At 47.0% G+C, this 16,868-nt stretch carries 2 protein-coding genes; both read right to left on the reverse strand.

Annotated elements, in window-relative coordinates; translation table 11 throughout:
• Positions 1 to 9: 9 nt before the first annotated feature.
• Positions 10 to 9,003: an SDR family NAD(P)-dependent oxidoreductase gene (locus AC1S8V_RS22380; protein WP_482070821.1), complete on the reverse strand. Its 8,994-nt coding sequence runs from the start codon at positions 9,001 to 9,003 to the stop codon at positions 10 to 12.
• Positions 8,981 to 16,729, reverse strand: coding sequence for an SDR family NAD(P)-dependent oxidoreductase (locus tag AC1S8V_RS22385; RefSeq protein WP_482070822.1), 7,749 nt, complete (start codon positions 16,727 to 16,729; stop codon positions 8,981 to 8,983). The genes AC1S8V_RS22380 and AC1S8V_RS22385 overlap by 23 nt, the downstream gene beginning before the upstream one ends.
• Positions 16,730 to 16,868 lie beyond the last annotated feature (139 nt).

The raw sequence follows: 16,868 nt of genomic DNA on the forward strand, positions 1-16,868 counted from the left end.
GTGATCTGGCTAGAAATTGAAATTCACTTCTTCATCTACAGCTTCATCCGTGATATCCTTGACACGATCAACTTCAATATCATAGATCAATGTATCCGGCTGCTCTGAAATTATCTCAAGAATTTTCACAAAATCCTTGGCGATATATTCAGCTGTGCTAGGCAAGAACAAGCTCGTATTATATTCCAGAATAAACTCGATCGTACCATCCCGCTCAATCGCATCCAGTGCCAGATCAAACCTTGAAACTCCACTGTCATAATCGATTAATGTACCTTTGAAAGCCTCAATTTCTCCGGTGTACATCCCAACATTTTGCAGTGCAAAATACACATCAAACAGCGGATTTCTGCTCGGATCACGTGTACTATTCACAAGCTGTACAATTCGGTCGAATTGACAGTCCTGATGTGCAAAAGCCGATAACGTACGCTGCTTCACGTCCAGAAGTAACTCCCTGAATGAGTCATCAGGCACAGGTTCGTTTCTCAGGACGATTGTATTCACAAACATGCCAATGGTGGCATCAAAGTTGCCCTGTTGGCGACCCGTTACAGGCGAACCGATGAGTATATCACTCTGGTTCGTATATTTATGCAACAGGACATTTAAGGCGGATAAGAGCAACATGTATAGCGTGGTTCCTGTATGTGCTCCAAGCTTGCCTATTCGAGTAGTGAGTACTCCGTCGGCATAAAAAGTCATTTTGGCTCCATCATAGGTTTTTCGATCAGGCCGTGAAAAGTCTGTTGGAAGTTGCAGTGTGGGCAACGGCCCTTTCAGCGTTTCCAGCCAGAAGGCTTCCTGTGATTTAATCGAATCCGATTGCTGATAATGGTTGCTCCACTCCGAGTAATCCCTATACTGATAAGGAATATCCGGCAGAGGTGAACCACTGTACATTGACGTGATTTCGTGCATCATATTGTCCATCGACATACCATCTGTAACCAAGTGATGCACATCGAACATCAACAGATGACGACCGTCATCCAACAAACCAACAATCATGCGAATCAACGGTGCAGCTTCCAGATCAAACGGTCGGACAAACTGCTTCACTACATCGTCCACAGCTTCCGTACCACGAATGACATCTGGCAACGTTTCGATCGAAAAATCCACGTTCTCGTGAATTCTCTGAATCGGCTCTCCTTGTTCCCAGTGAAATGATGTACGGAACGATTCATGGCGCTGAATCAGTGTGTTCATATAACCGTTCAACGTGAATGGGTCAAAATTACCCTCCATAATCAACGCTTTGTTCAGGTTATAGCTGATGTTGTCCGGGTCCTGAGTGCAAAGGTAGAATATCCTTTTTTGAGCTGATGAAAGTGGATATTTTTCTTTGACTTCTGCATGAGGGATAGACTGTTGTCCAACTGTTGCATTCTCCACATCGACCAGAGATTGCAGGTGAACTCCCAGTCCCCAGATCGTCGGATATTGCAGCACATCCGAAGGATTAACCTGTATCCCCGTTTCCCTGTATATATCCGATGCCATCTTGAGCCCAATAATGGAATCTCCACCATATTCGTAAAAATCATCATACAGATCCATTTCTGTCAGTCCCAAATGAAGTGACCAAATCCGGGATAACATCTGTTCCATGGCTGTATATTGACCATCATTGCGGCCGTGTAATGAGACTTCTTTGTTCAGCGTTGCCTTTCTCATCTCCACTTCAGCAATCACGCTGGCACTTTGATCCTGAATCGTGTTGTATACGTCCTCCGACATCATCATTGGCATATCACCTACGTAGGCCATATATTCCGAGTCATAATTCAGTTCGCCGATGATAGATCGAGGCACTTTACGCTGAAAAGCCTGGTCAAAGGCCTTTAATGCAGACTTTGTTAAAACAGACTTGAACACCATGTCATCATTTACGCCAAAATCTTTGGCCATCCCGGTCTCTTTCCAGGCCACCCAATTGATCGTTAACGTTCGTCCACCCCTGCGATTGCGATACGCTGCATAAGCATCCAGATAACTATTCGCTGCTGAATAATCTCCTTGACCCGGAGAGCTGAATAATGTTGAAGTGGTTGAGAACAGAACAAGAAAATCCAGAGAATCGTGGGCTGTTGCCTGATCCATATTCCAGGTTCCCTGGACTTTCGGAAGCAACACACGGTTAAAGGTCTCCGCATCCTTGGACGCAAGGAATCCTTCACCGGCCACCCCTGCACCATGAACAATGCCATCCACTTTGCCGTACTGCTCTCTGATGTTCTCCATGAGTCTTGATACTTGTTGAAGATCACCTGTATCCACGCTGTAGAGACCTACTGTGGAACCTTTGTTCTCAATCGAATGTATCCATTTAATTTTGTTGCATTGCTCCAGATCCTTGTTATCCTCCAAAATGGCTGGCCATGTTTCCCGATCAGGGAAATCCGATCTGCCTGCAAGAATCAAGGTAACGTTGTGTCTGTTGGCAAAATGTTCTGCGAACGCTCGGCCAATGCCGCCCATTCCACCAGTGATGAGATAGATCCCCTGCTCCTTAATGGTTACATCGGAGAGTTCAGCTCCCAACAGATCTGTCTTCCTAAACTCTTCCACATATCGTTGACCATTCCGATATGCAGTGGAGTAGAACACATCATCGGCATTCATTGCATTGAGCAAGATGGGAAGAGAGGTGTTATCATCTATATCCATGGCCTTGCATTCCAGTTGAGGATGCTCTTGCCCAATCGCTTTGCCCAGGCCGAACATGGTTGCATATTCAGGAGCAAGGAGCAATTCATGGCCGCTAACTTCGTGAACGTACTGGGATAACAGAACAATGCGCATTCGATTTCGCAATCCTGCACCCGCAATGGCTTTCGTGAGGTAAAACAAGCTGTGCACACCTCGGAATAAGGCATCCTCCAGTTCATTCGGACTATCAGGTGCTGGAAGACCATTTAGGGTAAAGGCATGAATAATCTGGTCTATTCTGTGGTTTTTCGTAGCTTGCAATAATTGCAGATACTGAGCTTCCGAACCATCGATTTGATAATGAACCGGAGAGATCCTCGCATATGTTGCACCAAGAGTAACTTCAATGACATGTGCTCCACGCTCAGTGAGTTCTCGAGAGAGACTGTCACATACCGGGATTGTTCCCTTCAGAAGCAAGACGGTTTGCGGATTCGGAATGAGCCTCTCAGGATTAGTCGCTTCCACCCAGCCAATGGTGTAATGCATCGTTGGTTCTTCCTTCTGCACAACGGATGGTTGAACCGCAACTCGTTCGGGAATATCAATCCAGCAACGATTGCGCTCGTAAGGATACGTTGGAAGATGGAGCCGGAAGGTTTCCTCTTCTGCGTACAATCTTGACCAGTCAATATCGGCTCCCTGTATATAAAGAATCGATATCTCCTCCAAGTGCTGATCTTCCCATCCGTGCTCATTGATGAGATTCAGTGCCCGATCTGACCGCTCGTTTAATTCACGCAATTTTCGTTCCGTCAATTCGCCAACACCGGGCTCCTTCGTCTCGGGAATCATCCGATGTTCAGATGCATACGCAACGGGCGGCTTAATCTCGTTAAACGGGCATCCCAGCAGCTTGTCCAATCTGTTTACGAGTTCTTCTTTGTCTTTAAAAGGAATTGAAATACGCAGTTTGTAGTGTCCTCTTCCCAGAGCGGCTGTTCCGCACAGGCTTAACAAATCCAGTTCATCGTAACTATCGAGATAATCACGATAAGCTCCGATCAATCTCGATAGAGAGTCTTTACTTTTGGCGGAAAGAGGGAGAATATAAGGTCTCCGTTCATCTGCTTGTACAAATGTCTGTGCAGGAGCCTCTTCCAGGATAACGTGACAATTGGTTCCACTAATCCCGAACGCGCTAATCCCACAACGTCGCGGCCCTTCCTCGGAATGCCAAGTACGGAGACGGGTATTCACAAAGACCGGTGAATTGGAGAATTCAATCATTCGATTAGGACGATTAAAGAACAGTGTCGGAGGCAGCTTTTTCTCACGCAGCGCCATAACCGCCTTCACCAAACTAATCACTCCAGCAGCCTCCGAAGAATGCCCCAAGTTTGTCTTGATGGAACTCACCGCACAGAATTGCTTGCGATCTGTGTAGCTCGACAGTGCATCGGATATGCCCTTAATTTCAATCGGATCTCCCAATGTCGTGCCCGTGCCATGTGTTTCAATGTAGGTGATTGTCTCCGGTTCAACTCCTGCATCCTCCAAAGCAGATATAATTACCTCTGTTTGAGATGCCGGATTAGGTGCCGTGATGCCTATTGAACTGCCATCCTGATTCACAGCCCCGCCTTTAATTACAGCATGAATGGAATCATGGTCATCCAATGCCTGCTGAAGTGATTTCAGCAGTACCACTGCAACCCCTTCCCCAATACCTGCTCCATCTGCTTCATCATCAAAAGCTTTGGAGCGATGATCTGTAGACTCGATGCCAAGTTTCATATTTTCATCATCCACCGGGCACAGGTTAATCTTGATTCCGCCAGCCAGTGCATAATCAATTTGTCCGCTACGAATAGCTTTGCAAGCCATGTCTACAGACACCAATGAAGATGAACAGGCCGTATCAATAACCATGCTTGGACCTTTTAGATCCAATAAATATGAGATCCGGGCAGACATCATTGCTGTCAGATTACCCACCATGGAGCTTGATCCGCTCCCAGGATCAACTTCATATAAGAGACGTGCATACAGATCTCGCAAGGTTGCCGCATAGCCCAGATATACGCCTGTTTTACTACCGCTCAATCTGGTGCCGCCATACCCTGCATCCTCAATTGCAGTCCACGCAGCTTCAAGAAATAATCGCTGATTGGGATCCATTAAACTTGCTTCCTTGGGCGATAAGCGAAAGAAACCTGCATCAAACTTGTCTATGTCTTCCAGATACGCGTTCTCGTTGTATTTCATCTGTGCCTGGTCATGACCTGTGAACGCAAAATGCTTGTCAATATCCACTTTTCTCGATTCCGGAAACGACCGAACCAGATCCGTGCCGTTGACGAGATGTTCCCATAGCTCCTCAGGTGTGGAAGCAAGCGGCACATTCACAGCCATGCCGATAATCGCAATATCTCCATCTCGTTCCGCCGCAGTACGCTTCTTGAGATGCATCGCAGGAGAAGGACGCTGTTCCTCCTTCTTGTTTTTTCCACCGATAAATTTTGCGAGATGATGTACATTCGAGTATTCGAACAGGTCCGTAACATTAATGGCTCCTGGAAAAATTCGCTCAATCTCACTCTGAATTTTCATTAGCAGAATAGAGTCCGCGCCTAGTTCAAAGAAGTTGTCGTGAATATCAATTTGATCAAACCCTAATATTTTTCTGCAACATTCGGCCACACGTTTTTCCGTATCACTAAACTCTTCGTTGAGACTTCCTGTCAGACTTACTTCTCCTGCTGGATTTGTTGTTACACTCTTTGCTTTGTTCGCTTTTTCCTGCTTCTTTTTTTCCTTAAATAGTTCAATTTGCGCAGTCAGCACAGGAGAGAGCATCACCCCTGATTTTTCGAGCAGGAAGACTCCACCGTTCTCATAATTGAGATAACCTACAAGTGCTCTCGGTACATTATGGGATAACACCTGCTCGAACCCTTCAAGAGCCTTACCGGTTGGCAACGTCTTAAAAATGGTATCGATTGTGAAACCACCTTCAAGGGCCATACCGGTTTCTTTCCAGGTCGTCCAGTTCACCACATGTGTCCTTCTTCCGAGCTTGTTCCGATATTCCCCGTAGGCATCCAGATAAGCATTGGCTGCGGTATAATCTCCTTGAACGGCTCCGCTAAACATCGTTGCTACCGAAGAAAACAGAATAAAGAAGTCCAGATCATCCGAATGGGTAACTTCATCCAAAATACGTGTACCCATCACTTTCGGATTGAAAATGCTTTTAAACTGGTCATCCGTACGATTCATCAATAAGTCGGATCTTCCGATTCCCGCGCCATGGATAACCCCCCGGATCTTCCCATGACGTTGACGCAGCTCTTCTACAATTGGAACTACCTCTTCTTTTTTGGAAATGTCAGCGCTGTATATTTCAACGGTAGCTCCCATATTTTCAATATCAAGCACTCCCTGAATCTTTCGGCATAACGACTGATCCTGCTGTGCATCCAAAATCGCTTCCCATGCTTTCCGGGGTGGAAAGGTAGTACGATTAATCCAGGCCAGATGTACCTTGTCCCTGCCAGCCAAATATTTGGATACTTCAATCCCGATCCCTCCAGCTCCACCAGACACAAGATATATCCCTTCTGAATGAAGAGCAGGAAATTGTTCATTGTTACTGTCCGACTCTGCAACAGGCTGGAGTGTACCGAATGACTGAATATACCGTTTTCCGTCTCGCATGGCGGTAAGGAAGTGATCTGTTTTTCTGAAAACAGACTCTGCACTCCCCTTGCTCCATAGCATATCTTCCACGTCGATAACTCGACATTGTATGTTCAGATGCTCCTTGCGTATGACCTTGGCAAGACCTTCTAGGGGTGCGAGCTCGGGTCTAAGAACCTGTTCTTTGCCTGTGACATGATGGACACATTGGGTCAAAATCACCATATCCATATCATAATCAATACCATGTCTGGTCAATGAACGAACCAAATACAGCAGGCTGTAAACGCCGCGTTCCTGTGATTCATTCAACTCCACCAGATTCTGAACAGAAGTGTCCGAAGCAAAGGTAGGTGCGTAGATGACCTGTGACCATGATTTTGAATCCAAAGCGGTTACTAAAGAATCAAAATCGACCTCTTTCGAACCAATTCGAAAATCAGTATCGTTCCTCTGTTCAAAGTAATCTCCCGGGCAAACCATAATGACGTCCTTACCCGATTGTTGCAAAAGCATTGCAAGGTCAGCCCCACCTTTGTCATCGGCTGTAAAGAGTACAACTCTCTCGCTTGAATGAACTTCGTTATCCTCGTACTCTCCCTCAAGCTCATGCCACGTGAGAGAAAACAATCCGTTGTCATGGTGGACACTCTCTTCTGCTGGTCTGCTTCCCATGTCAATCCAGCATTTCTGGGAATCGAAAGGATAACCCGCCAGAGGTACGGTCTTTGTAGACTTGCCCTCATACAGACGCCACCAGTCCACGGATGCCCCTTGCACGTAAAGAGTACACAGGCGCCCCCAGTCGAATGTAGCCTCATTCATCTGGTTCAATTCTTGTCTGACCTCTTCACTTAACGCACGAACGTTTTTCTGGGTAATATCATGTACCCCTGAAACTTCCCGATTGTCGCTGATCAGTCGGTGTTCCCCGTAATGAAACCAAGGTGCTGTAAACGTATGAATGTCTCCAGATATCACCTGGGTCAGCTTAATGCGCAAATCCTCCAAATGTTCAGCCAAAATGATCACTCGGTGAGCATAATGTCCGCGACATGCATTGGCTGTTCGACACACATCCAGTAATGAATACCTGTCGGGGAAGGTAGATACCCCGTCCAGATACAGTTTCATCAGAACTTGAATTCCATGATCTGATCCCGCAGACAACGTGAATGGATGAACACCCGTATGCCCATCATGCGTAACGGGCAAAGTGGCCTGTACAGGAGCTTCTTCCAGCACCATATGACAATTCGTTCCGCTCAAACCAAATGTACTTATCCCGCATCTACGCGGATCAGCACCTCGCTCCCACTCTCTTAACCTTGTATTGACATAGACGGGTGAATTCCCGAAATCAATATTCAGGTTTGGATAATTAAAATGAAGGGAAGGCGGGAGTTTCCGATGATACAACGATAAAAGCCCTTTAATCAGACTGGCCATACCTGCTGTTTCATACAGATGACCAACATTGGTTTTGACAGAACCAATTGCACAAAATTGCTTTTTATTCGTATATTTTCGGAAAGCACGTTCCAGCCCCTGAATCTCGATAGGGTCACCCAGATTGGTTCCTGTTCCATGGGTTTCAATATAGGCCAAGGATTCCGGGTGGATGCCTGCTCGCTTCCACGCTTCCTCGATTACTTCGGATTGAGCAACCGGATTGGGGGCCGTGATGCCCATGGACGTTCCATCCTGATTCAAGGCGATGCCTTTGATTACACCATAGATGTGGTCTCCATCCTTCTGAGCCTGACGAAGCGGCTTCAAAATTACTGCAGCCACACCTTCACCCATACCAGACCCATCTGCTTCTTTATCAAAAGCTCTAGTCCGGTAGTCGGTGGATTCAATCCCAATCTTCAGAAAATCATTATCCACTGGCAAAATATCCAGCTTAACTCCTCCGGCAATCGCCATGTTGCAATCCCCGTTCATCAGCGATTTACAAGCCAGATAAACGGATACCAACGAGGACGAACAAGCAGTATCCACTACCATGGTCGGTCCTTTTAGATTAAGCAGATACGAGATGCGGGTTGGAAGCATTGACGCGATATTGCCAGTCATTGCAATAGACAACTCTTCCGGATTGGTATCCTTGATCATTTCCTTATAGTTGTTGCTATTGGCAAATCCGGTAAAGACACCGGTATTGCTTCCTGCAAGCCTTTGCCCGCCGTAACCGGCATCTTCGATGGCATGCCATGCCGTTTGCAAAAATAAACGATGACAAGGGTCCATCAGACTGGCCTCTTTTGGCGAGAGACGGAAGAACTTATAATCGAATTGATCCACTTCATCCAGAAAAGCACCATCCAGATATTGAAGGAATTCGTCTGAATATCCGCTTAGTCTGAGGTACTCATCCGTTACAGATTTTCGATCAGATGGATAATCACCTATGCAATCAATCCCCTGCTCAACAATGTGCCAGTAATCCTCCGGGCGATTCGCATGGGGAAATTTAAGGCTCATGCCTATGACTGCTATATCTTCTTGATGATTTGCTTCTTCCTGCTTCAGCAGATTGATGACCTGAATCCCCGTCACTTTGTCAATTTTGCCGGAGGCTATGTTTTCAACAACATGTTTGTAGACTTTCTCCACAAGCTCACTCCCCTGGCCGTATTTCATCCAAACGATGAAGAATGTCTTCGACAGATACTTCCCCGTCCTGCAACTTGTCCAGCATATGGCTTAATGAGTCATTCCAATCTCCGTCCTGCTCTTCTGATGCGGATGTTATCGGTGCAGCTTGCAGGATATGTTGCTCATTGCCTGCAATGTAATTGCTGAGTTTGTCTACGGTTGTATATTCGAACAGATCTACCAGTTTGACCTTATTGGGGAAATGCCGATCCAATAACTCATGCATCTGGCCTAACATGATTGAATCTCCCCCTAATTCGAAGAAACTGTCATAAATATTGATTTCACTGAACCCTAGTACCGAACCGAAGATTTTGGCAATCAGATCCTCAGCATCGCTATATGCTCCTTCTCCTGTCCTGCCATCCAGAGTAACTTCTGCATAAGCGGTCTGGTTCTCAGCTTCAGTAACAACCGATTTCTCACCGGCAATCAGGGATCTCAGGTCTTCGGAAAGTCTCACAGCAACACTTGACATCATGCCAAGCATTTTGCTTTCACGATTGATCTCGCCGACGATGACCCGATTCAAAGACATTCCCAGCGCACGATCCAGCCATGCAATGCCCTGCTTCGTAGGAATGGCGGAGAATACGCCATCTACATTGATACCGTAACGCACGCCCATTCCTGTATCTCGCCATGTATTCCAGTTAATAGTTATTGTTCGTTTCCCGAGCTTGCTTCGATATGCAGCAAAAGCATCCAGGTATGCATTGGCAGCAGCATAATCGCCCTGTCCTGGAGCAGCAAACACCGAAGAGATCGTAGAGAAAAGCAGGAAGAAATCAAGATTATCCTCCATAGTAACGTGATCAAGCGCCCAAGTTCCTTGTACTTTGGGATTAAACACGGCTGAGAACTGCTCCTCCGTCTTACGCATCAGAATGCCTTCACTAGGCACACCGGCACTGTGGACTACGCCGCGAATGGGTCCGCAAGTAGCACGAAGTTCATCAAATACCTCACGTAACCTGTCCAGATGACCGATATCCACTTGATAAAATGAACATGACGTTCCTTTTTTCTCCAGATCCATCACCCGGTGTATCGTCTCGCATAATTCTTTGTCTCTGTTCTGATCAAGCCATTCAGTCCACTGGTCACGCGGCGGAAAAGGTGAACGGGCAAGCAAAGCAACATGTCCTGCTCCCTTGTCAGCCAAGTACTGGACAACTTCCAGTCCAATGCCTTTCGTGCCGCCAGTAATCACGTATACACCGTCATTTTGAATTGCTGGCGAATGGCCGATCACCGTCGTATCGTCCAAAGTCTCGAACTGCTCTTCATAACGAGTACCTTCCCGGTAAGCAACAAGATATAAATCAGACTTTCGGCCGATCTCTTGTAGCACATCTTCAGCAGAGACAACATCATCAACGTCCAGAAACTTGCAGGATATGCCCATCAATTCCTGACCTACAACTCGTCCCATTCCCATAAAAGGAGCTTGTTGTGGCTGAAGGACACGTTCCTTGCCTGTCACTTCGTTCACATAATCAGATACCAGCGTAAGGCTCAGCCCGCGTTCATAACCCACATGTGCCAGCGCCTGTGTAAGATACATCAGGCTGCGAGCCCCATGTTGCTGGGCCACTTCTAATTGTTCGATACTCTCGGGAAATACTGCTTGTTCAGTCGTTGACATATGGATAATATGTGTGAATTGATACTCGGATTGAAGATCTGTTAACAAGTCCTCGTACGCCTGTTTATTTGAATCAACGCCATACCATCCATCACCTGGAGTAGAAACCTTTTGAAGTCCAATCTCTACTCTTACAACCTTCCGACCCGCAGCTAGTAATCTCTCATAGATCGATGCCGAAAGAGCGGTTTTTCCTGTGAACAATAATACATCTCCAGATTCGGAGGACATCCATGATGTCCCATCGTTGGATGGAGTGTTAACCCAACGAATAACATGAAATGGTTGTTCCATACGTTCCACTTTTACCGGGGCGACGTCGGGTATGTCCAGCCAGTGTGTCTTACGCTCGAAAGCATACACCGGGAGCCGCACTTTACGAGGTGCCTGTCCGTCATTCCATAATAATGGTGGCAAATCTGCGCCCGCCGAATACAACTCACTAATTTTGACCTGCATGGATTCGTCCCTGTACAGGCCGTTCCTCCACGCTAATGCCACTTCTTGAATTTCGGCGTTCAAACTTTCCTTCTGAACTAGAGTAAGATCATCCGGACGCCTAATCCCATCCGTACCTGATACCAATCGGTGTTCTCCATAACGATAGAAAACCTTGCCGGTGTCGCCCAGTTCAGACTCCCAAAAGTAGAGCCGGTTCAATTCATTCAAACGGGAAACAAGCTCCATTGTCGTATTCACTGCAAAAATTAATCGATGCGGATAATGACTGCGACCAGCCTGGACCGTGTAACAAATATCCTGCAAATCCATTTGTAATAATTGCGGACCATATGCAACGTACCTCGTAACAAGTTGCTGCAAGCTCTCACGTGATTTGGCCGAAAGCATGAACAACTGTGGCCCAACGTGAGGAACATGGTCAGGCAGTTCTTTATGGATATAGTCTGCCGGTGGCTCTTCCAGCACAATATGGGCATTGGTTCCGCTCATGCCAAACGCACTGACGCCAGCTCGCCGCGGATGGCCTTCAACCTCCCACTTACGAGTAACGGTGTTGACGTATATGGCAGAATCGTAAAACGGGATATTTTCATTGGGTCGATTAAAGTGAATCGTTGCAGGCAATTCCTTGTTTTTAAGTGCCAACGCTACTTTGATCAACCCGACGATTCCCGCTGCTTCAAGCAGATGACCCATATTGGCTTTGACAGATCCAATCGCACAGAAATTTCGTTTGTCGGTGAACATACGGAATGCATTCGTCAAACTGTTTACTTCAATCGGATCCCCTAAAGGTGTACCCGTCCCGTGGGCTTCCACATAACCAATGGTCGCAGGATCAATGCCAGCATCATCCCATGCCTTGCGTATCACGTCTTCCTGAGCCGCCGGATTTGGTGCTGTCATCCCGGCAGAACTGCCATCCTGATTGGATGCTGATCCCTTAATGACCGCATAGACTTGGTCGCCATCCTGTTTAGCTTTTTCGAGTGGTTTGAGCATGATTACACCGATGCCTTCGCCAAATCCGGTTCCTTCGGATTCCTCATCAAATGCACGCGTGATTCCATCCATGGATTCCATGCCTATTCCCATACGTGTATTCGTGTGATGAATTGGCATGGTATGGATTTTAATCCCACCAGCTATGGCCATTTCACATTTTCCACTACGAATCGATTGACATGCTGCATCTACAGCAACGAGGGAAGATGAACATGCTGTGTCTACAACCATCGATGGCCCTTTCAAATCCAGCATATAAGATACTCTTCCAGAGGTAACTGCTGCTGTGTTGCCCACCATAGCGCTGGATAGCAGAGTTGGATTGGTTTCATAAATAAGGCGTGAATACATATCGCGAATATTCGGCGAGTATCCAACAAACACCCCGGTATAACTTCCACTAATGTTTTCTACACAACCGGCATCTTCAACTGCTTCCCAGCATGCCTGCAGGAAGAGACGCTGATGTGGGTCCATCAGGCTTGCTTCCTTGGGAGACAAACGGAAAAAGGTACTATCGAACTTATCAATCTCATCAATATAGGACCCTTCCACAAGAGCAACGCTGCCCTCAGGAAACTGTTTATATCGAATATAGCGATCAATGGCATCCTTTCGTTCTGCAGACAATGCGGTCCTGCAATCCAACCCGTTACGAATATTGTCCCAGAATTCATCAGTGTTGTTGGCGTTAGGCAGTTTGACGGAAATGCCAATAATGGCTATGTCCTGTTCCGTGCCTTTCATCGTTGCATGATGTGTCATGTTGTTGCTTCCCTGGCGTTTATCTACCAGAAAACGGGCCAGTTTATAGACCGTTGCATGCTCAAACAAATCCGTAATCATAAGCGAACCCGGATCAAGCAGTTCCAATCGGGCGTGCATCGTTTTTAATAAGAGGGAATCGGCTCCGAGTTCAAAGAAATTTTCATGAATGTTAATTTCTTGAAAACCCAATACCTGTCTGCAAACATCAGCGACACGCCGTTCCGCTTCGGTGTAATCCTCTTTTTCTTTTCCCGTGAGGATCACCTGACCCTGACCAATCTGTGAGAATGATCGGGCAGGAGCCATATCTACTTTTGACCACGCCTTGGACTTCATTCTCTTCAACCGTTCCAGCAAATCTGGAGCCACTCTAACCCCTGAACGTTCGAGTAAAGGAATACCTCCACCATCTATGTTCAGTTCCCCGATAATAACGCGGTCTGCTCTTTGATTAACAACGTCTGCAAGGGTATGGATCGCCTGTTCCGGCAAAATGGCCTTAAATATGGTATCCGCCGTAAACCCTGAACGTGCCGCCATTCCCCGCTCCTTCCAGGTCACCCAATTGATAGCGAGCGTGTAAAGCCCCTGCTTGGTTCGTTGTGCAGCGAACGTATCCAGGTAAGCATTGGCTGCGACATAATCCCCCATAGTCATGGTGCTAAACGTTGTAGCGATAGAAGAACATAACAGCATAAAATCAGGCTGGTCTTCTCGGGTAAGCTGATCAAGTAGCCATGTCCCCCTGATCTTGGGAGCCAACGTGCGCTTGACGTCATCTTCACTCTTCTGATCGGTAGACAGATCACTCCCCGTTCCTGCACAATGCACAATTCCACGTATTGAACCAAACGTTTTTCTGATAACATCCAACGTATGGGTAAGACGTATTTCATCGGATACATCTACGCTAAAATAAGTTACCATTGCTCCGAGACTTTCCATGGCATCTATTTCACGGATAATCTGCTGAACGCCAGTCTTGTCTTTCGCATTCTTACGAAGCATTGGCCATTGCTCCCTGTTGGGTAATTCCGTCCGTCCCAGCAGGACAATTCGTACCTTTGCCTGACCAGCCATCCATCTCCCAATCTCTGAACCTATCCCCCCTGCCCCACCAGTGATGATGTATACTCCATCGTCAACTAGTTGCCAGGCCATATTTTCCTGAGTCTCCGTGTTCCATTCATCCAGCTGTTCAACATAACGGATCCCATTCCGGTAGGCTGCATTCTCGTTGGAGATACCTGTGCTGCCAATCAACTCCGGAATAGATTCAAGTGAACTATGTTCATCTCTGTCAATGCACTGACACCAGATATGCGGATATTCCTTTCCTATAACCTTAGCCCAGCCGATCAAGGCAGCGTGCTCAGGATACAGTTCCACTTCGTCCCCCGTCACTTGATAAGCAGTTATCGTAGCAATCGATATTTCTACAGGGCCAGACACTGCTCTCTGCACAAGGGATTTGACCAGTCTGAACAGACTCAGAGGACCCTCCATTTCCGCCTGAGAGAGGTCCGCCAGATTATGCACCTGCATTCTTCTGGGCGTTGAACTCAATAGATGGATAATCCGAGTTATATCTTGGAAAGGCAGGGCATCCAACAGACGATCATAGGCCTCCTCGGAAGAGAGGTCCACTGTACCTGTGAGACCTTCCATTACAACAATATCTCCGTCAATCGTCACGGATACCAGCTTCCGCCCCAGATTACGCAAAGTGGTTTCGAGCCTTTCCCCTTCTTGGTCTTTTTCGTTTCGCAATACCAGGGTTATCCCATTATCTGTTGGCCGCTCCGCCTCATTGGGTTTGGACAGTTCCAAAGAATCCGCAATCCAGCGTGTTCTATACATCCTCTGATACCTGTCATCCGTCTCGTGTTGCACCATGTCCGATTTCCAGTCCAGCCAGCATATGTTCGGTTCAAACGGGTATGAAGGAAGTGGAATCCTGCGCACAGACTTTTCTCTGTATAGATCTTCCCAACTCACATCGGCTCCCTGAACATACAAATCACAAATGGCCTCCAACAGCACTTGCCTCGGATGAACATGAGGTTCAGAAAGCCATGCCTGGGCCTTCTGTCCAAGTAGTCTGACCTCCTGCTCCGTGATTTCCCCTGTACTTCGCGTGGACTCCCCTGCACCCGCTGTTATAATACGATGCATGCCTGTGCGCACTCCGTTTATCTCGAGATCTGGACCCCCATTTGCGTCTGATACAAGCTTCAATTTTCTTTCCAAATCCTTGCGATCACTGTAAGTGATCGCAAGCCTTTGAGTATAGTGCCCTCTTCCGGTATTAGCCGAGAATGATAGATCTGCCAGCGAAAGTTCAGGATCTGAAACAAGCAAGGCCTGATAGGCATGCACAAGCTTTGTTAAGCTGGCGGCACTTTTGGCAGAGATCGTCAAAATTTGCATATACGGGATCGTTGCGGGATCTGCCCTGTAATAACGTGGAGGCTCTTCAACTACAATGTGACTATTGGTTCCACTTAGACCAAACGCGCTGACACCACATCTGCGTGGAGCTCCTTCGGCATGCCATATTCTAGGGCGTGTGTTGAGATAGACCGGAGAATCTTCAAAGTTGATTTTTGAGTTTTGACGCTGAAAATGAAGTGTGGGTGGCATCATGCCTTCACGCATTCCCATAATGACCTTGAAAAGCGAAGCCATGCCGGCTACACAATCCAAGTGGCCCACATTTGTCTTCACTGAACCGATAGCACAGAATTGTTTCTTGTTTGTAAACTTTTGGAACGCTCTGCGAATGGCCTCAAACTCAATGGGATCTCCCATATCTGTCCCTGTACCATGTGTTTCAATATAATTCAGTGTCTCCGGGTTAATCCCCGCATTTTTCCATGCTTTCACCAGCAAATCTGTCTGTGAAGCGGTATTCGGCGCTGTGATGCCTACGGAAGTTCCATCCTGATTCACAGCACTTCCTTTGATGACTGCGTAAATATGGTCTCGATCCCTGAGTGCTTTGTTCAAAGGTTTGAGTATAATAGCCGCAGCGCCTTCCCCCCACACCGTCCCATCCGAATCTGCATCGAACGCCTTCACTTTGCCATCTGGCGCTTCCACACCAAGCTTGTTCCCTTCATCCAGGGGAAACAAACGTATCTTTACGCCACCAGCGACAGCCAGATCACAATCCCCGTTTCGAATGGCCTGGGACGCGAGATGGATGGCTACAAGAGAAGATGAACAGGCTGTATCGAGACAAAGGCTCGGCCCCTTCAGATCCAGCAGGTAAGAAATCCTGCTGGCCAGAATGGAAGCCAGATTACCTGGAACAGCACTGGGATCTGCCTGAGGTTCCAAGTCAGTGATTAATCTTTTGTAGTCATATACTTCATCGTTACGAAACCCAACGTACACACCTGTGTTGCTTCCTTTAAGTTTACCGCCTCCATATCCCGAATCCTCAATGGCATGCCAGGCCGTTTCAAGAAACAACCGCTGGTTGGGGTCCATGAGAGAAGCTTCACGGGGAGACAGGTTGAAGAAGCGATAATCGAATCGGTCAATATGATTCAAAAAACCTGCTTTGGTATACGTAACTGACTCTCCCCGTGTCTTCATGTAATAATCTGTGAAAGATTGTCGTTCTGCAGGAAAGTCACTGATACTGTCTACACCGTTCATCAGATTGCTCCAATACGCCTCGATTTCCTCTGCACCCGGGAATCTGCCGGACATTCCAATAATGGCAATGTCCTTAGTCGAAACACTTTCGATATCGGCCGATTCCGTCCCGGATTCCAGGAGATCATCCAGTTTAATACTTCCCATTAATCCTTTTCTCATTTTGCTCTCCTTTACAGTCGGCTTGAGATCATTCGAGTATCGGGTTCAGAAGTTTGAAGTAGAGTTGCAAGAGTGACTCCACCTTGCTCTTCCGCCATTTCATTGAACGGAATCCACATACAAAGTGCAGGCTGTCCTC

The sequence above is a fragment of the Paenibacillus sp. B46(2026) genome, assembly GCF_056786355.1.